At 53.7% G+C, this 21274-nt stretch carries 20 protein-coding genes; 4 read left to right on the forward strand and 16 right to left on the reverse strand.

Annotated features, from left to right (window positions below; all coding sequences use genetic code 11):
- Positions 1–2: 2 nt before the first annotated feature.
- Together DZE2538_RS17855 and DZE2538_RS21055 are read right to left on the reverse strand one after the other, a co-directional pair.
- Positions 3–1373 (reverse strand): pyridoxal-dependent decarboxylase, encoded by a 1371-nt coding sequence (locus DZE2538_RS17855; protein ID WP_038916897.1) that lies wholly within the window; start codon positions 1371–1373, stop codon positions 3–5.
- A gap of 21 nt (positions 1374–1394) precedes the next feature.
- On the reverse strand, positions 1395–1541 hold the full coding sequence (locus tag DZE2538_RS21055) for a hypothetical protein (RefSeq protein ID WP_161624060.1): 147 nt from the start codon (positions 1539–1541) through the stop codon (positions 1395–1397).
- A gap of 293 nt (positions 1542–1834) precedes the next feature.
- Here DZE2538_RS21055 and pelC point away from each other — a divergent pair, with 293 nt between their 5' ends.
- From pelC to DZE2538_RS17880, 4 genes are all read left to right on the forward strand, one after another.
- Positions 1835–2962 (forward strand): pectate lyase PelC, encoded by a 1128-nt coding sequence (pelC, locus tag DZE2538_RS17860; protein ID WP_012886391.1) that lies wholly within the window; start codon positions 1835–1837, stop codon positions 2960–2962.
- Between the two features lie 439 nt (positions 2963–3401).
- On the forward strand, positions 3402–4529 hold the full coding sequence (pelB, locus tag DZE2538_RS17865; protein WP_038916898.1) for a pectate lyase PelB: 1128 nt from the start codon (positions 3402–3404) through the stop codon (positions 4527–4529).
- 169 nt (positions 4530–4698) lie between these two features.
- Entirely contained in the window at positions 4699–5961 is a 1263-nt protein-coding gene (pelZ, locus tag DZE2538_RS17870) for a pectate lyase PelZ (protein ID WP_038916899.1), read from the forward strand.
- 853 nt (positions 5962–6814) lie between these two features.
- Positions 6815–8275, forward strand: coding sequence for a diguanylate cyclase (locus DZE2538_RS17880; protein ID WP_236616976.1), 1461 nt, complete (start codon positions 6815–6817; stop codon positions 8273–8275).
- Positions 8276–8356: 81 nt separating this feature from the next.
- Here the strand turns inward: DZE2538_RS17880 and ppiA are convergent, their stop codons facing one another.
- The 14 genes from ppiA to pilM form a co-directional block, all read right to left on the reverse strand.
- Complete coding sequence (ppiA, locus tag DZE2538_RS17885; protein ID WP_012886395.1) at positions 8357–8929, reverse strand: peptidylprolyl isomerase A; 573 nt, start codon at positions 8927–8929, stop codon at positions 8357–8359.
- Between the two features lie 241 nt (positions 8930–9170).
- Positions 9171–10325, reverse strand: a complete 1155-nt coding sequence (locus tag DZE2538_RS17890; protein ID WP_023640900.1) for a mandelate racemase family protein — start codon at positions 10323–10325, stop codon at positions 9171–9173.
- Between the two features lie 454 nt (positions 10326–10779).
- Positions 10780–11784, reverse strand: a complete 1005-nt coding sequence (gene trpS / locus DZE2538_RS17895; RefSeq protein ID WP_012886398.1) for a tryptophan--tRNA ligase — start codon at positions 11782–11784, stop codon at positions 10780–10782.
- A gap of 1 nt (position 11785) precedes the next feature.
- Entirely contained in the window at positions 11786–12484 is a 699-nt protein-coding gene (locus DZE2538_RS17900) for a phosphoglycolate phosphatase (RefSeq protein WP_038916901.1), read from the reverse strand.
- Positions 12477–13154, reverse strand: coding sequence for a ribulose-phosphate 3-epimerase (rpe, locus tag DZE2538_RS17905; RefSeq protein ID WP_038914749.1), 678 nt, complete (start codon positions 13152–13154; stop codon positions 12477–12479). Before rpe ends, DZE2538_RS17900 begins: the two co-directional genes overlap by 8 nt.
- A gap of 139 nt (positions 13155–13293) precedes the next feature.
- Positions 13294–14118 carry an adenine-specific DNA-methyltransferase gene (dam, locus tag DZE2538_RS17910; RefSeq protein WP_019845157.1) on the reverse strand — a complete coding sequence of 275 codons (825 nt, stop codon included), beginning with the start codon at positions 14116–14118 and terminating at the stop codon, positions 13294–13296.
- A gap of 77 nt (positions 14119–14195) precedes the next feature.
- Positions 14196–15269 (reverse strand): SPOR domain-containing protein, encoded by a 1074-nt coding sequence (locus DZE2538_RS17915; RefSeq protein WP_038916902.1) that lies wholly within the window; start codon positions 15267–15269, stop codon positions 14196–14198.
- A gap of 134 nt (positions 15270–15403) precedes the next feature.
- Entirely contained in the window at positions 15404–16489 is a 1086-nt protein-coding gene (gene aroB / locus DZE2538_RS17920; protein WP_023640906.1) for a 3-dehydroquinate synthase, read from the reverse strand.
- 53 nt (positions 16490–16542) lie between these two features.
- Complete coding sequence (gene aroK, locus DZE2538_RS17925) at positions 16543–17064, reverse strand: shikimate kinase AroK (protein ID WP_023640907.1); 522 nt, start codon at positions 17062–17064, stop codon at positions 16543–16545.
- A 340-nt stretch (positions 17065–17404) separates the two neighbouring features.
- Positions 17405–18706, reverse strand: coding sequence for a DNA uptake porin HofQ (gene hofQ / locus DZE2538_RS17930; RefSeq protein WP_071603592.1), 1302 nt, complete (start codon positions 18704–18706; stop codon positions 17405–17407).
- A 3-nt stretch (positions 18707–18709) separates the two neighbouring features.
- Entirely contained in the window at positions 18710–19096 is a 387-nt protein-coding gene (locus DZE2538_RS17935) for a HofP DNA utilization family protein (protein ID WP_038916903.1), read from the reverse strand.
- Positions 19093–19653, reverse strand: a complete 561-nt coding sequence (locus DZE2538_RS17940; protein WP_236616977.1) for a hypothetical protein — start codon at positions 19651–19653, stop codon at positions 19093–19095. Before DZE2538_RS17940 ends, DZE2538_RS17935 begins: the two co-directional genes overlap by 4 nt.
- Positions 19650–20210, reverse strand: coding sequence for a PilN domain-containing protein (locus DZE2538_RS17945; RefSeq protein WP_038916905.1), 561 nt, complete (start codon positions 20208–20210; stop codon positions 19650–19652). The genes DZE2538_RS17940 and DZE2538_RS17945 overlap by 4 nt, the downstream gene beginning before the upstream one ends.
- The gene (gene pilM / locus DZE2538_RS17950; RefSeq protein ID WP_038916906.1) at positions 20204–21082 is read right to left on the reverse strand and encodes a type IV pilus biogenesis protein PilM; all 879 of its coding nucleotides are present in this window, start codon (positions 21080–21082) and stop codon (positions 20204–20206) included. The genes DZE2538_RS17945 and pilM overlap by 7 nt, the downstream gene beginning before the upstream one ends.
- Positions 21083–21274: the final 192 nt, after the last annotated feature.

The following is a 21274-nucleotide window of genomic DNA, read 5'->3' on the forward strand; positions in this document are numbered from 1 at the left end:
AATCACACCTCCGTAACCGGCGCAAAAGCACCGGGCTGTCTGAGCGCCCACAGCAGGCTATCTACCAGTGCCTGATGACAATGCGGCAACACCACCAGATGGCAGAATCGCCTCGGCGTTCCCTGCACGACCACCTGATCGCTGGATAACGAAAACCGTTCAATCACCGACGGGTGTGGCGCACTGAATTGCACCATCAGCGAGCCGCGGATTAACGGCAGTACCACTAACCGCTCCCGGCCAGGGTCAAGGCGTTCAAACAGATAGCGAAGTTGCTGGTATGCGTAGCGTTGTACCTCGTGACAACGGCGGATCATCTCCTGCTGTCCTGGCTCGCCCAAACGGCACAACTGGTTCCACAACACCACCGCCGACAAACCGGGACGCGAGCCGGATAACGTTGCCTCACCGCTACCGATATAGTTCGGGCGATTGAGTGCCACCGCACGATACGCTTCAGGCAGCATCACAATGCCGCACGGCCACGGCATACTTAACCATTTGTACGGGCTGGCGCAGATGGAATGCAGTGATGCCGCCTGTGCATCAATCGCCAGTTGACGCCCTTCCGGCTCCGGCCAGAACGGCAGATAATTCGACGACAACGCCCCGTCCATGTGCAGCCAATAGTGGCGTTGCTGCGGGGTATTCGGCGGCAGTAATCGCTGCAATTGCGCCGTAATCTGCGCCCAGTCGTCACAGGCACCGCTAAACGTCGTCCCACTGGTCAGGCAGATAATCACCGGCCGTCGGTAGCGATGAAAAAACACCACCAGTTGCAACAGGCTCTCTACGTCCACGCGCCCGGCATCATCGCAGGGCAGCGCCTGTGGCCAGACACCGGCAGTAATCGGGCAACGCCCCAACGCCGGACCGGCTTGTGCGGGGGTCGCCAGTTGCAATACCCGGCACGCCTTGGCCAGTGAATAGTGGCTGCGCTCGGAATACAGGACCACGGGCGCGTAGCGCGCATGCGCAGTGGACGGCCAATGGGTGGTCGCCGCGCCACACAGAAAATCGCGCGCATTCCACAGCGCAAACAGGTTGCCTTCCGTCGACCCCATCGCCGTCAGGTAACCCCAGTACGGCGATGGCAAACGCCACAGTTGGGCGTAATACGCCAGCACCGCCCGTTCAAAACGCTTGCTGTTGACCTGATAAGCACCGGGTTCCATGCTGTCTCCCAGGTTCAGCAGGTTCATCTCCAGCAATGGACGCAACCCGGCATCGAAGCCACCCTGTTGGTTGGTCTGAAACCCGGCAAAATGCCGTTGCTGCTCCTCCATGTGCGCAATGTAATCGCGCAAAATTCGCCTTCGTACCACATCATGCAGCCCATCGGCCAAAATCGTCAGTTCATCAACTGGTTGCATATCCCCCACCCTTTGCTCATGTCAGTGATAAGAGCAGAGTAAGAAATCGCCCGCTTCACGAGCGCGGCTGTTCAACGTGGAAATACGGCGAAATGCGGGAGAGAAGCCACCGGGTGACACAACCCGGTCAGTTAACGGGCATACCACCGCGCCTGTGAACAACTTCACAATTCATTCCAAACCAAAACTATGAAGATTTACTGAATAGTTATTGCCAAACCTGTTATCGAAACCCGTTAGCGTGAGCCTGCTCAAAACTATTAAAAAATCTATTCGATCCAGATAGTGAAATGGCATTTCGCTTGTTGAAGTGTTCGATTTTTACACTAAAACTGAGTCTGGTGACCGACATGCATGGACAGCTTTCATCTACCGGCATACCGGCCAACGTCCACTACGGGCGCAGGGAAAAACTCATGCCCACAAACTTATTGATGGTTTAGAGAAAAGGAATACAGGCTATGAAATCACTCATTACCCCGATTACCGCTGGACTGTTACTGGCACTCAGCCAACCCGCGCTGGCTGCTACCAATACCGGCGGTTACGCCGCAACAGCGGGGGGCAACGTGACGGGTGCGGTCAGCAAGACGGCCACATCGATGCAAGATATCGTCGATATCATCGCAGCAGCCCGTCTGGATGCTAACGGCAAAAAGGTGAAAGGCGGTGCGTACCCACTGGTCATCACCTATACCGGTAATGAAGACTCGCTGATCAACGCGGCGGCAGCCAATATCTGCGGCCAGTGGAGCAAAGACCCCCGTGGCGTGGAAATCAAGGAGTTCACCAAAGGCATCACCATCATCGGCGCTAACGGCTCATCCGCTAACTTCGGTATCTGGATTAAGAAATCCTCTGACGTCGTGGTGCAAAACATGCGTATCGGCTACGTCCCGGGCGGGGCTAAAGATGGCGACATGATCCGCGTGGATGATTCGCCGAACGTCTGGGTTGACCATAACGAATTATTCGCCGCCAACCATGAGTGCGACGGTACGCCAGACGGCGACACCACCTTTGAAGCAGCCGTCGATATCAAAGGGGCGTCAGATTACGTCACCGTTTCCTACAACTACATCCACGGTGTGAAAAAAGTGGGGCTGGACGGTTCCAGCAGCAGCGATACCGGCCGCAACATCACCTATCACCATAACCGCTATAACGACGTGAACGCCCGCCTGCCGTTACAACGCGGCGGTCTGGTGCATGCTTACAACAACCTGTACACCAATGTCACCAGTTCCGGTCTCAACGTGCGTCAGAACGGCCAGGCCTTGATCGAAAACAACTGGTTCGAAAATGCAGTGAATCCGGTGACATCCCGTTATGACGGCAAGAATTTCGGCACCTGGGTGCTGAAAAACAACAACATTGCCAAACCGGCTGACTTCTCGACCTACGGCATCACCTGGACGGCGGACACCAAACCTTACGTGAATGCGGATAGCTGGACCTCCACTGGTACCTTCCCGGCAGTGAGCTATAGCTACAGCCCGGTTAGCGCGCAGTGTGTGAAGGACAAACTGGCTAATTACGCCGGTGTGGGTAAAAACCTGGCCACGCTGACCAGCGCCGCCTGTCAGTAACCCAGCAATCAATAACCCGGTAATCGAGCAGGCAATCGCCTGCTCTTTTCCCGGTATGGATCAGCCTGCCACTCATCTGGTGAATGAATTTACTAATCGGCAGGTTTTTAATTATTAAAGGTTATAACCAGCAGGTCAGAACTCCGTCCACAAAGAGTGACGTCTGTCAAAATTTGAAAAAACATAACCATTACTAATAATGAACTGCCGTTTCACCTATTGAAATGTCGTCTTTTTGAGCTAAAACTGAGCACAGGTTGATTCATGCGATTCGGTTTTACTTATGTGTACCCTGCATGAGTTGTGTGACTGAACGGCAGTTAATGCCCCTGCAACATGAAGCATGACGGGAATATCGCGGCTGCATCAACCACCAATAAGGGCATGTGGAACGATAAATGCCCATTTCATATTTTTTTAAAAAACAGGAACACGACTCATGAAATCACTCATTACTCCCATTGCCGCCGGTCTGCTGCTGGCATTCAGTCAATCCAGCCTGGCTGCGGATACCGGCGGTTATACCAAAACGGACGGTGGTAACGTCACGGGCGCGGTTAGCAAAACGGCTGCGTCCATGCAGGATATTGTAAATATCATCGATGCCGCCAAAGTGGATGCCAACGGTAAAAAAGTGAAAGGCGGTGCCTACCCGCTGATTATCACCTATACCGGTAACGAAGACAGTCTGATCAACGCGGCAGCCGCCAACATTTGCGGTCAGTGGAGCAAAGATGCTCGTGGCGTGGAAATCAAAGACTTCACCAAAGGCATCACCATCATCGGTGCCAACGGTTCTTCCGCGAACTTCGGTATCTGGATAGTCAACTCCTCCGATGTTGTGGTACGCAACATGCGTCTCGGCTACATGCCAGGCGGCGCTCAGGATGGCGACATGTTCCGTATCGACAACTCGCCGAACGTCTGGCTGGACCATAACGAGCTGTTTGCGGCAAACCACGAATGTGACGGTACCAAAGACGGCGACACCACCTTTGAATCCGCCTTCGACATCAAAAAAGGTGCTACTTACGTCACCATCTCCTACAACTACATCCATGGTGTGAAGAAGGTCGGTCTGGCGGGCTTCAGTTCTTCTGACAGCGCTGAACGCAACATCACCTACCATCACAACGTTTACAACGACGTTAACGCCCGTCTGCCGTTGCAACGCGGTGGTAATGTCCATGCGTACAACAACCTGTACACCAATATCACCAGCTCTGGCCTGAACGTCCGTCAGAATGGCAAAGCGCTGATCGAAAACAACTGGTTCGAAAATGCGGTAAGCCCGGTAACCTCACGCTATGACGGCAGCAATTTCGGTACCTGGGTACTGAAGAATAACAACATCACCAAACCGGCCGATTTTGCGACTTACAACATTACCTGGACAGCCGACACCAAGGCTTACGTCAACGCCGACAGCTGGACGTCCACCGGCACCTACCCGACTGTGCCTTACAGCTACAGCCCGGTTAGCGCCCAGTGCGTGAAGGACAAACTGGCTAACTACGCCGGTGTTGGCAAAAACCTGGCAACACTGACCAGTGCAGCCTGTAAGTAATACGCTCCCGTCAGCCTGACTGACCTCTGGAACGTCCTGCGCCCGGCAAAACCGGGCGCAGGACGCATGATTGATTCAGGGCGGGAGAGCCATCATTACTCACCCGCCTTTTGTTTGACAGCACCTTGCTATCAGACCGAACACGCCCCGGCATAGGGATCAAGCCATCATGAAACATACCCTTTTATTTACATTGCTATTCAGTACCTGCGTGCTGACTGCTCAGGCCGCCAGCACCGCCGCCCCTGACCTGAAAGGATTCGGTACCGAGACGGTAGCCGGCAGCGGCGGCAAAGTTATCCGCGTCACCACGCTGGCTTCCAGCGGTGCCGGCTCGCTGCGCGAAGCATTGGCCACCAAAGGCCCGCGAGTTATCGTGTTCGAAGTGGGCGGTATTATTGACCTCAACGAGCAGGACATTCGGCTCGCCGAGCCTTACGTGACCATTGCCGGGCAAACCGCGCCGTCACCCGGTATTACCCTGGTCAAGGGTGGCATGATGATCACCACCCATGATGTCCTGATGCAGCATATCCGTTTCCGCATTGGTGATAACGGTCACGCCAAGAAGAGTGGTTTTGAGAAAGACGTATCGTTGTATGGACCGAATGCCTACAACGTCGTCGTGGATCACTGTAGCTTTGCCTGGGGTACGGATGAAAACCTGTCGGTTTCAGGCCCGCGTTACGACGGCCAGTCCGGCACCGCCCATAACGTTACCTTCTCGAATAACATTATTGCGGAAGGTCTGTACGACTCCAGCCACTCCAAAGGCATCCACTCGATGGGAACGCTGGTGCACGATAACGTGACCAACGCGGCGATCATCGGCAACCTGTATGCCCATAACAATGAACGCAACCCATGGTTTAAAGGTGCAACCACCGGCGTTGTGGTCAACAACCTGATCTACAACCCAGGAATTTGGGGTATCCGCATCGGGGCGATACAAAGCGAGTGGGAAGGCCGCTCTTTGCCGGTGAACGCCAAAGTCGCGATCGCCGGTAACGTGATGTATTACGGTGCCAACACCAAATCCGATCTCTCACTGGTCGGCAGCAATACCACTGGCGGCGATGTCTGGATGAGCGACAATCTGGCTTTCGATAAAGCAGGCAAAGCCGTCGCGCAGACCTCCGGTACCGGCATTAACCTGCTGAAGTCCGCCCCCGTTTGGCCCACCGGGTTGACGGCGCTCAGTCCCTCGTCGGTAGCCAATCAGGTAACGCAGCACGCCGGTGCGCGACCGAAAGACCGCGACGCGGTGGACAAACGCATCGTTAGCGATTTCCAGAAACGTAGCGGTACCTTCGTCAACAGCCAGAGCGAAGTCGGTGGTTATCCCACCGCGACCGCGACTACGCGTACATTGACGGTACCATCCAGCGGTGTGGACAGTTGGCTGCAACAAATGGCGAAAGACCTGGAATAACCCCCCACCCGAATGCATTACCAACGCGTTAAAAAATAGAAGGGAACCTGCTGCAGGTTCCCTTTTTTCTGTTGGCATAACGCGCTTATACCCTAAATAATTCGAGTTGCAGGAAGGCGGTAAGCGAGTGAATCCCGATGAGCTTACTCAAGTAAGTGATTCGGGTGAACGACAACTCTGCCGGGAGCAGAGTTGAACGCAGCGTGCTGCGGCCCTGAAAGGGCGAGGCCCAGGGATGGGCCGAGTAATGCAACCAACACACCTGCAACTTGAAGTATGACGGGTATATTGACAACAACCATCGCTAAACCGTATATCAATACTATCAAACACAGCGACACAGACCGACATCGCAAAAACAGACACACAGCAAAACAGGCCGGACAGGTCATCATCAGGATGACGATGCCATTGCGTTGCCGAACGACATCCTATTCGGCCCTCCTGATCCTCACCCTAGTCGGGCACTATTCCGCCACGCTACGCGGTATCCTGCCATCGGACGGCAATAAACAGGCAAGCAACGAGTACAGACGTTCAGACACGCTTTTTATATCGTGTGCCTGCCTTGTCATGCTCCTGTACTGCAAATTCACTATATTTGGATTTGCTACTGTGTCGGTATCAATAAAGCCGACCGCAGTAAGGAAGAAGAATAAAATCTAACTGATATTCCGCTGAGCATTCACGAATAACAACGAATGCCAGTGACAGTCACTTTTTGCTTTTTTTTATTTTGAGGTGATACATGCGAGTCGATGTCCCCACAATGTTCATGATGATCATCGTCTCAAGTTTTGCCCTGGCCCTGTGTGTGCGCTGGGCAGCGCATAACCATCGGGATCGGGAATTGATGATTTGTACATGGGCATTAGTTTTCCACGGCACAGCCTACACATTGTATGCATTACGCGGCCAAATTCCTGACACGCTATCCATCATCCCTTCTAACATCCTGATTGCGCAGGCCTACTCACTACTGCTTCTGTCTGTCGCCACGTTCCAGCAACGGCGTGTTCCCCACTGGTTGTTGTGGATGCCAGCGGTATTTGCCGCCGTGTTCTTTAGCATCATGCTGGATAACCAGAAAGCCCGCACACTGGTCAGTAGTATTCTGTGCATGCTACAAGCCTTTGTGGTGATTGGGTATTTGTTGACACAGGCAACCGATCAACCGGTTCGGGGACGCAACCTGATGGTATTGGGGCTGACGGTGAATATCCTCAGCCTTATCCATCGACTATTGTTGTTACTATCCAGCGGTAATTATCCGACTTCATTACTCGCCAGTGCCCCGGCACTGACGATTATCAATGTGGCGAGTCTCGCCACACTGCTCTTCATTGCCAACGGGCTGATCATGATGACGAAGGATCGTTCAGACCATCTCAACAGCCTGATGCTGCGCCAGGACAACCTGACAGGCTGTTGGAACCGCATCCGGGTACAAGAGATAGCCCGCCAGGAAATGGACCGTCTGGAGCGATACGGCTACCCCGTGTCGTTGCTGATGTTCGACCTGGATCATTTTAAGAAAGTAAACGACGATTACGGCCACGCAACGGGGGATGAAGTACTCAAAGCATTCGCGCACATTGCTCGTACTACGCTGCGCACTACCGATGTACTGGGGCGATGGGGAGGCGAAGAGTTCGTCGCAATTCTGCCGTCTACCGGTATCGGCGGTGCGATACTGACCGCTGAACGCATCAGGCAGGCGCTCGAATCACAACGTTTTTCCAACGGTCTGCAGGTGACAACCAGCATTGGTATTGCCGTTTGTCAGTCTACCGACCATTGGGAAAGCTGGCTAAGCCGGGCCGACTCCGCGCTCTACCGTGCTAAAGCGGCAGGCCGTAACCGTGTCGAAACGGAAGCACTGATTGTCGATAATTCGTTGATGGTGTTGCCAGATACCAATCTGGTTCATCTGACCTGGCACTACAGTTACGCTACCGGTCATCCGGATGTCGACAGAGAACACCAGAACCTGTTTCGTCAGGCTAATGCGCTATTGCAGATAATACTGCGTAGCGGAACACGGGAAGAATTCTCACAGCAGGTCAGCCAGCTTATCGATTTACTGCACGAGCACATGCAGCATGAAGAGCAAATGCTGCGCGAAAAGCAGCATCCAGACGTCGGTTATCACGCCCGTTTACACAGCCACCTGCTCTATCGGGCAAGCGAGCTACTACAACGGTTTGAGCAGCAGCAGATAGGTATGACGGAGCTATTCCACTACGTGGTGTACGAAGTGATCACTCAGCACATGCTAATTGATGACAAAAAGCTGTCGCTGTCTAAAAAATAATTGGAGCAGTTTCCCCACACCGCGGCATCCTGCTGCGGGAATGGGGAAATGATGCGAAAGACATGTCAAACCAACAGGCGATTACTTCTTAATCACTTTTGCTGACTGAATGACGATAGGTTTCGTCGGTACATTCTGGTACGGCCCGACATTGTCGGTCTGGACTTGAGAAATCTTGTCTGCGACCTCCATGCCTTTGACGACTTTACCGAATACCGCGTAGCCAAAATCACGCTGACCGTGATCCAGAAAAGCGTTGTCCGCTACATTGATAAAGAACTGACTGGTGGCGCTATCTTTTTCACTGGTACGCGCCATAGCAATAGTGCCGCGCAGGTTACGCAGACCATTATCCGCTTCATTCTTGATAGGCGGATTGGTGGCTTTCTGTTTCATATCACTGCTAAAACCGCCAGCCTGAACCATGAACCCTGGGATGACCCGGTGAAAAATAGTGCCATTGTAAAAACCGCTGTTGACATAATCGACAAAGTTTTTCACGGAAATCGGCGCTTTTTGATCATCCAGCGCCAGTTCAATGTTACCTGCGGTGGTTGTCAGCAACACGTGAGTGGACGTGGTAGCGGCAAAAGCCGGTGAAAAAGCGGTCAGGGCAAATACAGTCACTACCGCTGCCAGTATACGTTTTGACATGAAGCATTCCTTTTGAGGATCAACGACAGAAAGCGTACCGATTTTAAATAGCCGTACCTTTCTGCGCCACCCATTTACCTTTTTTTACGCGATCACGGCCACCCATTGGCGAAAAAAAGAGCACTATTTGCTCTCCCACCCGCCGACTGAACATTATGATAGCCGCCACACGCTCCCCCGGAGTCGAAACATCATAACCGGGGGAGAGAAAGGGTCAAAAGAATGATGCGCTACCTGACGATTAATGCTGGCTCAGCGTGTGTGCTTCGATCCAGTCAAAGTTGATATCTTCGCCCAGGCCAGGACGTTGTGGCAGGTGGACGAAACCGTCTTCGTCCATCGGGTCCACCAGCGAATTGAGGTAAGCGGCAGGTTCGTCGTAGTTCATGAAGGGATGCAGCAGGCCACGTTCATACCAGCGACAGTTTTTAATCGCTCCCACGACGGCCAGATTGGGTGCCCCGTTGCCATGAATTTCGCAATCCATACCGAAGGCCTCCGCCAGATGTGCCACTTTGAGACACGGTGAAATACCGCCCACACCCTGCACCCCGGCACGCAGGATGTCACAGGCCCCCTCTTTCACCCAGTCGGCACGGCTGAAATATTTCCCGCCCAGACTTTCTGGCCCGATGACATCGATATCCAGATTTTTGTTTAGCCAACTGTAGGATGCCATGCTCTGTTCCTCCATCGGCTCTTCGAACCAGGTGAAGTTCAGTTTTTGCAGCTCACGACCGATATACAGTGCCTCGCTACGGCTATACCAATGGTAGCCATCCAGCATCAGGTTGATATCCGGCCCCACCGCTTCACGCACCGCCGCACAGGCTTTCACATCCATTTGCGGGCTGGGTGCGAATGATACCGGTGGCATCCAGGTGTGCAATTTAATGGCCTTGTAACCGCGCGCGACCAGTTTTTCGGCGAACTGACCGTACTCATCCGGCGTCGACAGGCCACCTTTCAGTTCGTCGCCACACATGGTGCTGCCGTATGCCAGTACTTTATCGCGGTAGCCGCCCAGCAGTTTATAGACCGGCATGTTCAGTACCCGCCCCGCCAGATCCCACAAGGCTTGCTCAACGATAGCCAGCGCCCGGTCAGTTAACTGGTTAGCACTACCGCGCTGCCAGTGCACCAGATCCTGCCATAAACGCTCACGGTCAAAAGGATCCTGCCCAATCAGTACTTTGCGGAAAAAACTGTTCACCACATAGGGCCGAATGACTTCCGGCGGCGCAAATGCATACCCTTTGTGCCCATCCTCGGTGCTGATGGTCAGCAACGCCATGCTAGCCTGATGCTCATCGCCGGGATGGGAATGTCCTGCGCTGTCAGAAACGCGGCGAGTGGGATAAGTGAAGACGGTGACGTCAATGGATTCAATTTTCACGTTGATTACCTGCCTGAAGATGAAGCGCCCGCCAGCATCGGTTTTTATGAATTGATAAAAATAAAAACACAGTGCTGATTTAATAAAATTGCGTTTTATTTATGTCGATTATTGAGGAAGTTTACCGCGAGGTCATTAGGCAATTTATAACATTTGTGAAAATTATCCGCCCGATGATTATGCAATTGCCCTATTTACAATCTCTATTTCTATACCCTAAATAATCCAAGTTGCAGGAAGGCGGCAACCGAATGAATCCCCAGGAGCTTACTCAAGTAAGTGACTGGGGGTGAGCGAGGGCAGCCAACGCACCTGCAACTTGAAGTATGACGGGTATATCATCTTTATTTTCCTTATCCATCGCTCAGAATAACATCAATAAAAAACGCCGCTTCCGATAAGAAGCGGCGCTGTGTGAATACAAATAACCACGACCAGATAACGAACGATCAGATTACGGGCGAGCGACAAACCCCACCACGTCATAGGCTTTACGCAGCGTTTCCTGCGCACGGGCGCTGGCTTTTTGTGCCCCATCACGCATCACCTGCTGCAGGAAGGCTTCGTCATCACGGAAACGGTGATAACGCGCCTGCAGTTCGCTCAGCATGCCGGAAACCGCATCGGCTACCGCGCCTTTCAGGTGACCATACATCTGCCCTTCAAACTCTTTCTCCAGATCAGGGATGGCTTTCCCCGTCACGCCAGAGAGGATATCCAGCAGGTTGGACACCCCAGCCTTGTTTTGCAGATCGTAACGCACCACTGGTGGCTCGTCGGAGTCAGTGACTGCGCGTTTGATCTTCTTCACCACCGATTTCGGGTCTTCCAACAGGCCAATGACGTTATTGCGGTTGTCATCTGACTTCGACATCTTCTTGGTCGGCTCCAGCAAAGACATCACCCGCGCGCCGGATTTAGGAATAAACGGTTCAGGAACACGGAACACCTCACCGTAAATCGCGTTGAAGCGCTGGGCGATATCCCGGCTCAGTTCCAGATGCTGTTTCTGGTCTTCGCCCACCGGTACCTGATTAGTCTGGTAGAGCAGAATGTCAGCCGCCATTAACACCGGGTAGTCAAACAACCCAGCATTGATGTTTTCTTCATAACGGGCAGATTTGTCTTTGAACTGGGTCATGCGGCTCAGTTCGCCGAAATAGGTATAGCAATTCAGCAGCCACCCCAGTTGTGCGTGTTCCGGCACATGCGACTGGACAAAAATCGTGCTCTTTTGCGGGTCGATACCGCAGGCCAGATAGAGCGCCAGCGTATCCAGTGTCGCCTTGCGCAGTTGCTGCGGATCCTGACGCACGGTGATCGCATGTTGATCCACGATGCAATAAATGCAGTCAAAATCATCCTGCATGTTGACCCACTGACGTAACGCACCCATGTAGTTACCAATGGTCAACTCGCCTGACGGCTGTGCGCCGCTAAATACAATGGGCTTACTCATGTCATGCTTCCTGATCGTGTAAAAAGGGTAACCCGGCAAGGGTCAATAAATCCGCAAAGCGATCCAGCACCACGTCAGGGTGACTTAACGCGATCGCCTCGCCATAGTTATAACCGTACGTCATGCCGACGCACGGGCATCCGGCGGCTCGGGCAGCCTGAATATCATTACGAGAATCGCCGACAAACAGCAATTCGTTTACCCGTAGCCCCAGTTTACCCAACACCATGTACAACGGTGCCGGATGCGGTTTTTTCTCGGTAACGTCATCGCCGCCTAAAATCAGCGAAAAATAGTGCCCTATCCCCAGCACATCCAGCAACGGCGCGACAAAGGGCGTCGGTTTATTGGTGACGACGGCCATACGAAAACCACGTGCGGCCAGTTCGGCCAGTGTGTCCTTCACCTCGGGAAACAGCAGGCTGCCGCTGTCTACCGTGCGGGCATAGTACTTATCGAACAGTGAACGGGTGTCCTGAATCTGCCTGCTCGTTGGCTCTACCCCTGCCCAGCGTAACGCCCGCTCCATCAGTACATCGGCACCGTTACCAATCCAGGTGGATACTCGCTCTTCACCCGCGCGCGGCAGCGACAATGCACCTAATGCCATATCCACCGCTTCGGCCAGCCCCGGCGCGCTGTTAACCAGCGTACCATCCAGATCAAACGCCAGCCCACGAATCGCCGCAAAATCAGCCATGACGTACTGTCTCCAACTCATGACGCATCTTATCAATCACCGCACGGTAATCCGGCTGGCCGAAAATCGCCGAACCGGCGACGAACATATCCGCACCGGCTGCCGCAATCTGCGCGATGTTATCGACTTTGACGCCACCATCGACCTCAAGACGGATATCATAGCCGCTTTCATCAATCCGCTGACGCACCTGGCGTAATTTATCCAGCGTAGAAGGAATGAATGACTGACCACCGAAGCCCGGGTTCACGGACATCAGCAAAATGATATCCAGCTTATCCATCACATAATCAAGATAACTCAGTGAGGTGGCCGGGTTAAACACCAGACCGGCCTTACAACCATGACTCTTGATCAGTTGCAGAGTACGGTCGACATGTTCAGATGCCTCGGGATGAAACGTAATGAAGCTGGCACCCGCTTCGGCAAAATCAGGTATCAGTCTGTCCACCGGTTTTACCATCAGATGCACATCGACCGGTGCGGTAATGCCGTAGTTGCGCAGGGATTTCAACACCAGCGGGCCAATCGTCAAATTGGGGACATAGTGGTTATCCATCACATCAAAGTGGACGACATCTGCTCCGGCAGCCAGAGCGCGCGCGGTATCCTCGCCAAGGCGGGCAAAATCAGCCGACAAAATAGACGGGGCGATTAAAAACGGTTTCATGCGTTTCTCCAAACCATCAAGTCTGCATTCCGCTGCCGGGTACACCCACTGATGACACACCTGCGCAGCCACTCTGTTAGGGGAACAAGGGTGAGGTTTTTCTCACCGTTATCCCCCTGCCCGTCGCCTCTGGTGACACTCAAGACGCCCGGCAGTACAACGCCAGCAATTCATTGACCTTACTGCGGCCCGAAATATTGCGGCTGATGGTGCGACGCGCCTTGACCACATACAACGATGACGCATCACGATACCACTCGCGAGTCAGTACCGTATCATGGTTGGAAATCAGCACTGGGATCTGGTTTTGCGATGACAACTGTTGTGCCAACTGCGCCAGATTTTGCTGATCCTGATGGTTAAAGTTGTTGGTGTGGTACGCCGTGAAATTGGCCGTTGCCGACAGCGGCGCATAAGGCGGATCGCAATACACCACCGAGCCTGAGGTCGCATTGGTCAACGTCTGCTGATAATGCTCGCAAACGAACGTGGCGTTTCGCGCCTTTTCCGCAAACCAGTAAAGTTCTTCTTCCGGAAAATAGGGCTTTTTATAACGCCCGAACGGCACATTGAATTCACCTCGCATGTTATAGCGGCACAAGCCGTTATAACAATGCCGGTTCAGATACAGAAACAGCAACGCACGGCGATAGTCATCGGTGCAGAGGTTAAATTCCGTTCTCAACTGATAAAAAACATCCGAGGTATTCACCTCATCAACAAACAACTCGCGGGCATCGCTAATGAACGTATCGGTTTCAGTTTTGACAATTTTATAAAGATTAATGAGATCGCTGTTAATATCCGCCAGAATATAGCTGTCGTAGTCGGTATTGAGAAACACAGAACCCGCACCCACGAAAGGTTCGATTAATCGCTCTCCCGCTGGCAGATATCGGCGAATCTCCTCCACCAGCGGATATTTCCCACCGGCCCATTTTAAGAACGCGCGGTTTTTCTTCATGCCGTCGTTAGTTACTCACACAGTTCAGAGCCACGGATTGTACTCTGTTAAGACAGCACATCAGGGCCAATTTGGTCTTACTTGGTCAAGTCCTGCTTCACCTGACGGATCGGCCTGACCCATGGTTTTTTCGCCTGAACATCAGCAGGCAGGGACGCAATAGCACGCTTGGCATCTTCCGATGTGGCGTAAACGCCATTCACCAGCACATACCAGGGCCGCCCGTCACGTTTCGTTTCATACACCCAGTAATTCGCCAGTCGCTGTTCCCGTGCATAAGCCTTGAGGGAATCTTCACGAGACGCACTGCTGAGCTGCAAGGTAAAGTGGCTGGCAGGCGCACTCTGGATAGCCGTACTGCTCTGGCTCGCGGCTGACGCCGCAGGTTTAACCACCGCAACCGGTTTGCTCGATGGTGCGGGCATTACAGCGGTCGTAGGGCCGCGATGCGTATTCGTAGCAGGCTTCGCTGCCTCTTTAGCTTCTGCGACCGTTTTATGGGATAGCGTCGTTTCATGGGATGACACAGTCGAAGGCTGCTTTTCAACTTGCACACGTGAAGGCGCCTTCTCCACAGGCTGCGAGCGCCCGGCCTTGGTGGTCGGCGACAAGATGGTAGCCGGTTCGGTCGGCAACCCAGCCGACAAGGCGTTTACCCTGTCTTGCTGCTGAGGCTGAGACAATGCCTCGGTGATATTACCCGGCAACTCGATACGCTGCTGGTTGTTATTCTGTGCAGGCAATGGCGCCTGTGTAGGGGTGCCAGAAACCGGCTGGCCGCTTAACGCCTGCGGAGCGCTACTCCCTGCATTCGGGTTATTGCTTACCGGTACCGGGGAAGAAGGCTGGGGTGCCGTCGGCGATGCTCCCTGCACCTGGCTGGAAGACATGGACGATGACAAATCGATATTCTTGCCAGAACCTGCGGTGGGTGACGGCGCTGAAGGCGTATTCTGGCTGGGTGACTGCAAGGCAGAGCCGATGCCGATGATCAGCAGCACCAATACCACAATACCGATACCAATCATGGTGTGTTGTCTGGATAGCGAAACACTCGGGGCAGAGAAACTTTTGCTTCTTCTCTGCTGACGCACGGGGCGTCGATCACTGGTATCCGGTTTCAACTCTTCTTCCGGGTTGAACTCATCCATTTTACCCTCCCACTGAAAGGCTAGCTTTCGCACACATTCTGACGCTGCGAAAGTCTAAATCATAAGGCATTGTATTTTAAACGTAAACCACCGCGACTCCACCTGCTGGCTATTCAGCCAGCCCAGCTGAAGGTTTAGGGAAGGCAGTCGGCGATGGATGCCAGCACCAGTTCGTGCGATACACCCGACCGGACTTCTGACTGACCAATTGCCGTAGGCAGAACCAGACGCAACTCTCCGGCCAAAACCTTCTTATCCCTCATCATGTGCGGTAAATACGCTTGCGGAACCATTTCGCTCGGTCCGGTGACAGGCAAACCAGCCCGCAGCAACAGCGACTTGATACGCTCAACGTCATCTGCGCTCAACTGCCCGAGGCGACGCGCCGCATGAGCGGCCATCATCATTCCGGCCGCTACGGCTTCGCCATGCAACCAGTTGCCGTACCCCATTTCCGCTTCAATGGCATGTCCATAAGTGTGGCCTAAATTCAGCAAGGCACGCAGCCCGGATTCACGTTCATCCGCGGCCACTACCTCAGCTTTTAGTTCACAACAACGACGGATACAGTAGGCCAGCGGCGCACCTTCGAGCCGACGGATCTCGTCGATATGCGCTTCCAGCCATTCAAAAAAGACGCGATCGAGGATAACGCCATACTTGATCACTTCGGCAAGCCCGGAGGAGAGCTCACGTGCAGGCAATGTTTGTAGGCAATCCAAGTCGACAACCACCGAGGCGGGCTGATAAAACGCACCAATCATGTTTTTGCCAAGCGGATGATTGACTGCCGTTTTACCACCGACAGAGGAGTCAACCTGTGACAACAATGTGGTGGGAACCTGAATGAAGCGAACGCCACGTTGATAACAGGCAGCAGCAAAACCGGTCAAATCACCGATGACGCCTCCGCCCAATGCTACCAGCGTAGTATCACGACCATGCGGTTTGGCCAGTAATGCGGAAAACACCTGCTCTAGCACCGCCAGCGACTTAAATTGCTCGCCATCGGGCAGAATAACCTGATCCACCCGTACGCCGCTGCTCTCCAGCAGACTACGCACCCTGTCCAGATACAATGGAGCCAACGTTTCATTGGTCACGAGCATGGCCTGATCGCCAGCCTTCAGCGGCATAAAAGAAGCCGCATCGTTGAAAAGACCGGCGGCGATCGTAATGGGGTAACTACGTTCCCCGAGGGTTACGGTGACTCTTTCCATGCACGTTCCATTGATCTGTCAGAGACCTGCGGTATACAGGAGATTGCACAAAATCAGTTGTTTTCCAGCATGCTGATAATCTGGTTGGCAACGACTTTGGCGCTTTGTTCATCGGTGCGAATCGTAACATCGGCGATTTCTTCATACAGCGGATTACGCTCTTTCGCCAACGCCTCCAATACTTCGCGTGGTGGGCTTTCAACCTGAAGCAACGGACGTTTTTTATCTCGTTGAGTACGGGCCAACTGTTTTTCAATCGTGGTTTCCAGATACACCACCACGCCACGTGCTGACAGGCGATTGCGGGTTTCGCGTGATTTCACCGAACCGCCGCCGGTTGCCAGTACAATGCCTTGCTTTTCCGTCAATTCATTAATGACTTTCTCTTCGCGCTCGCGGAAGCCTTCCTCGCCTTCCACATCAAATACCCAGCCCACATCAGCCCCGGTACGACGCTCAATTTCTTGATCGGAGTCGAAGAATTCCATATTGAGCTGCTGAGCTAACTGACGGCCAATAGTGCTTTTGCCGGCACCCATAGGCCCAACCAGAAAGATATTGCGTTTCTCTGCCATTTTTTTGGTATTACTAAGAAATTCGTTAATGATAACCCGCCCCGCCATGTAACCTGCGGCGGAACCTAAACTGAAACCTCATGAGCGATAGTGCGAGAATCAGACAAAAAATTATCTCAATACTCAGGGTGGTTTGGCAACCGAATAAAACGCCACACAAACCAGGTCATCATAAACCGTGCGTTTTATCTACACTGCTGATGTAACACCACTTCCGTGCTCAAGCCGCTATCCTTGTATGCTAAAACGACGGGATCGTCAAACTATGAAGGGCACTATTTCACAAAGCGAGTGCATAAAGCGGGCAGACACATCCTTACTGCCCGCTGTTTTAGGATAATCAGGTCGCGGGTGCTCGTTTGGCCGCCTGAATCAGCGTAGGCGTAATAAAGATGACCAGTTCGCGGCGTGTATGCTGCTGGTTTGTAGCGCGAAACAACCGACCAATGCCCGGTAACGCCCCTAAACCTGGTACCTGACGCTCCCCCTGATTTTTCTGCTGTTGGAAAATCCCACCCAGCACAATGGTTTCGCCATCCTGCACGGTGACCTGAGTCTGGATCTCCTGTTTATCGATCGCCAGGATTTCTCCGCCCTCCCCCTGCTTGATAGCCCGCCCCGGCATATTCTGGCTAATCAGCAGGTTGAGCGTAATCTGCCCGCCATGCAGAATTCTGGGAGTGACCTCCATCCCTAACACCGCTTCCTTGAACTCGATCGATGTCGAACCGCTGGCGCCGCTGGATACCTGATACGGGATTTCTGTGCCTTGCTTGATGCTGGCCGTTTGTTGATGCGCAGTAAACAGGCGCGGACTGGCGATAATCTCTACCTCGTTTTCCTGCTCTAGCGCCATCAGCTCCAGGTCAAGTAATCGGCCATTGAGCTTTGCCAGGTGGAACCCGGCGTTAACGGCAGGCGATTCAACCGGAAGGTTGACCGTGAAGTTGTTCATTTGCATCGCCTGCCCTGCTATAGAGGCCTCCCCCAGCCCCCAGTTCACTCCCAAGGCTTTAAGATGCTCGCTGCTGATGGTGACGATGTGCGCCGCCAACTGCACCTGCGACAATGGCTTATCCAACGCGTCAATCCAGGGACGAATTTGTTCCAGCGCAGGGGCAACATCCCGAATCAGCAGCGTGTTGGTGCGTTTATCGACGGTGACGTTACCGCGCTCCGTCAGCAACGTACCGCGCTGGCTTTGCAGATTCGCCACCACCTCCGTCGCTTCCGCGTACTGCAAGGTGACGGACAAGTTTTGCAACGGTAGCTGCAAACGCTGCTTAGCCGCTTGTTCTTCCTGTTTCTGCTGACGGTCTTTCACATAGGTATCGGGGTAAACCATCATGACGCTATTTTGCTGTTCAACCGTCAATTGCCCCATGCGCAGAATAATATCCAGCGCCTGCTGCCAGGGAACCTGCTGTAAATTCAGGCTAATGTTACCTACTACCCCCGGTGCCACCACCAGATTAAGTTGCTGGTGGTCTGCCAGCGCCTGCAAAACTCGCTGCACCGGAACGTCGTCAAAGACCAGTGAAACCGGCTCACCGCTACCTGCTTTGGCCAGCATGCTGCCACATAACATCATCAACCAGCCGTACCGGTAAAACCGTCTGCCGGGAAAACATCCTGTCTTCATCCTTCATTCCTTGTTGTGATGAAAAGGCGGCCCAAGACGTATTTCCGCCACTCCACAGCTCACTTTCCCCCCCGTTTGACGCAACGTTGCGCCGCCACGGTCAAGCTGGGTAATCTGCCAGTCACCGGGTGGAATAACGTCACCATCACGAACGCGTAACCAGCCGATTTGCGGTTGTACCAGCCAGGCAATCCACCGCGACGATGACCCCACCATTCCCTTGAGTTGCCATTTCTGCTGATCCTGCCCGCTATTACACGACATCTCCGACAAGGGCTGGAACGGATCGCGCATAGCGGACTCGCGTATTACTGAATCACAGTATGCCGCTGTACTCACCACGCCAAGAAGCCCCACGACACACCGTGCACAGCCTTGCCAGCGACTCATTGCGCCACCTTCGCTGATAGCGCTTGCGGCAGCGAAAGCCGCAATTCGGTACGCAGCCCGGCAGAGGCCTTTCGGATAGTAATGTGGTCGATGCGCAGCACCACTGGCAGCGCTTGAAAACGCGACAGGAAATTCAGGGTTGCACCATACTGTGCATTAAAAACCAGTAACCAGGCAGGTGACCCGTCATTAGCGCCCTCCGACGGCAATGGATGCCAGCTTTCAAGCTGAACACCACTGTCTCGTAATGGCGCATCCAGTAACGACGCGAGGCGATTTACCGACCTGTCTTCTGCCAAAGAAGGCTGCTCAGCAAGCCAGCGTTGTAATACGTGTAGTGTCGGTAACGCGGTAATTTTCTCTCGCCACTGTCTGATGACCTGTTCACTATCACGGACTTGCTGTTCGAGTTGCAGTAACTGTCGCTGCTGCGCCTGCATCCATATTCCACCGATGACAACCGCCGCCAACATGACCAGCATTGGGGGAACCAGCAGCCACAACCATAGCGGCGCGGTCAGCCAATGTGCGACCCGGGAATAAAGCCAGTTCATCATCCTTTCGCCCCCACCTCGCCTATAGCCTGCCAGTGCAGACGTAACGAAAAACTCAGCCGGGCGTTATTCTTAGGATCACGATCGGCCTGTTGCACACTGGCATGGGCTATTTGCGGTAATGCCGACATCGCCTTCGCCAGCGTGACAATAGCTGAATAGTGATTACTCACTCCTGACAACGATAAACGCACACCGTTATCGCCAATTTCTGTCAGCCAAAGTGCGTCAGGCATCAGCGACGGTAGCTGTGCAAGCAGGATTTGATAACGCTGGTTCTGGCGTTGGCTCTGCTCTTGTGCCGCCAGTTGCGCCAACCGGGTTTCACGTCGCTGCCAGGCAGCGAACGTCTGGTGGTGGAGCTGTTCATAGCGCACCTGTTGCGACTGTGTCAGCCCGACCTGCTGTTGCCGCCATGCCAGTTGTTGGCGGTAGTTCACGCAGGCGATGACTGCCGCATAACCAACAATCACCACCACGATACCGGTCAGCAACAGGCTTAAGCGTATACGCCGGTAAAACAGGCGAGGTCGCCACGCCAGAAGATTCACAGTCAGCATGGTGAATCCTCCGGGCGGATCGCCAGCCCCCCTGCAATGGCAAAAGCGGCAGGAAATGCGGGTAATGGGGGTTGTTGTTGCGCAAATGCCGCCAGCGGCGACCAGGAAATCAGCCCGGCAGACGCTTGCTGCAATGTCACAGGAACAGAGGCACTGAGATAGGCTGCAGGTGGGATCTCTTTTTGATAGCAAGTGCTCACGTACTTTAATAGTTCGTGCTCGGCTCCTGTACCCGTCGGGTCGCCCGCTATCTCATCCGGATGAAACGTGCCGAATGCCAAAGGTGCGTCCAGCGGTGACACCCACAGCCAGTGATCGTCAAACCGGTGCAACAGCAGACGATCGCCAGCCAGCCCGGCCCGTGCCGCCATACACCGCAATGCGCAAGGTGTGATATCTACCGCATCGGGCTGCAGACCGGCATCACGCAGACAATGCAGCCAGATATCCAGTTCCGTCTGACGTGCCGCAGTGACCAATAGCTTATTGGGAGCCTGCGGATCAGGACGATAATCCAGCGCCAGATCGTCGCCGCTCACCGGCAGTACTTTGGCCGCCATTTTACGAATATATTCGCCACGTTGCGGTTCACGCAGACGATGGTCTGGCATCGACAGCCGTTGTTGCAGTACACGCGGGGCGGGAAACCCCAACCGTAGTGAAACAAATCGTGGCAATTCATGCCGCCATTGACGAAGAACCGTACAAAGTGCAGCGGGATGATGTAGACTACCGCCGCGTAATGTGCCGTCTGGTAACGGCAATTGCCACCAATGGCGTAATTGCCAGCTATGTCGGCGACGTTGTACGGCCAGGGCGCGCATTACGCCGTTCTGAATGTCCAACCCAACCTGCCAGATGGGATAAGCCATGAATGTTCGATCTCCTTATCGTTTCATACAGAACAGATACCCGATGGACGTCGCGGTGCAGGTAAGGCGGTCATAGAGTCATACCCGGTTTACGGCGCCCCGCAAGGGAAGAGGACCATAAAAAGCCGGGTACAGCAGGCCACCATGCGCCTGTAATCTGAAAGACGACGGGTATATCCACCTTGCTGGCTT

The sequence above is a fragment of the Dickeya zeae NCPPB 2538 genome (assembly GCF_000406165.1).
GTDB lineage: Bacteria > Pseudomonadota > Gammaproteobacteria > Enterobacterales > Enterobacteriaceae > Dickeya > Dickeya zeae.

Coding starts and splice junctions, on each gene's coding strand:
- DZE2538_RS17900 (WP_038916901.1), bottom strand. CDS start 12,484: ATGGCTGATTTTGCGGCGATTCGTGGGCTGGCGTTTGATCTGGATGGT.
- dam (WP_019845157.1), bottom strand. CDS start 14,118: ATGAAGAAAAACCGCGCGTTCTTAAAATGGGCCGGTGGGAAATATCCG.
- DZE2538_RS17935 (WP_038916903.1), bottom strand. CDS start 19,096: ATGAGTCGCTGGCAAGGCTGTGCACGGTGTGTCGTGGGGCTTCTTGGC.
- pilM (WP_038916906.1), bottom strand. CDS start 21,082: ATGGCTTATCCCATCTGGCAGGTTGGGTTGGACATTCAGAACGGCGTA.
- DZE2538_RS17855 (WP_038916897.1), bottom strand. CDS start 1,373: ATGCAACCAGTTGATGAACTGACGATTTTGGCCGATGGGCTGCATGAT.
- pelC (WP_012886391.1), top strand. CDS start 1,835: ATGAAATCACTCATTACCCCGATTACCGCTGGACTGTTACTGGCACTC.
- DZE2538_RS17940 (WP_236616977.1), bottom strand. CDS start 19,653: ATGATGAACTGGCTTTATTCCCGGGTCGCACATTGGCTGACCGCGCCG.
- rpe (WP_038914749.1), bottom strand. CDS start 13,154: ATGAAACCGTTTTTAATCGCCCCGTCTATTTTGTCGGCTGATTTTGCC.
- DZE2538_RS17945 (WP_038916905.1), bottom strand. CDS start 20,210: ATGCTGACTGTGAATCTTCTGGCGTGGCGACCTCGCCTGTTTTACCGG.
- DZE2538_RS17880 (WP_236616976.1), top strand. CDS start 6,815: ATGATTTGTACATGGGCATTAGTTTTCCACGGCACAGCCTACACATTG.
- pelZ (WP_038916899.1), top strand. CDS start 4,699: ATGAAACATACCCTTTTATTTACATTGCTATTCAGTACCTGCGTGCTG.
- ppiA (WP_012886395.1), bottom strand. CDS start 8,929: ATGTCAAAACGTATACTGGCAGCGGTAGTGACTGTATTTGCCCTGACC.
- DZE2538_RS17915 (WP_038916902.1), bottom strand. CDS start 15,269: ATGGATGAGTTCAACCCGGAAGAAGAGTTGAAACCGGATACCAGTGAT.
- hofQ (WP_071603592.1), bottom strand. CDS start 18,706: ATGAAGACAGGATGTTTTCCCGGCAGACGGTTTTACCGGTACGGCTGG.
- aroB (WP_023640906.1), bottom strand. CDS start 16,489: ATGGAAAGAGTCACCGTAACCCTCGGGGAACGTAGTTACCCCATTACG.
- aroK (WP_023640907.1), bottom strand. CDS start 17,064: ATGGCAGAGAAACGCAATATCTTTCTGGTTGGGCCTATGGGTGCCGGC.
- trpS (WP_012886398.1), bottom strand. CDS start 11,784: ATGAGTAAGCCCATTGTATTTAGCGGCGCACAGCCGTCAGGCGAGTTG.
- pelB (WP_038916898.1), top strand. CDS start 3,402: ATGAAATCACTCATTACTCCCATTGCCGCCGGTCTGCTGCTGGCATTC.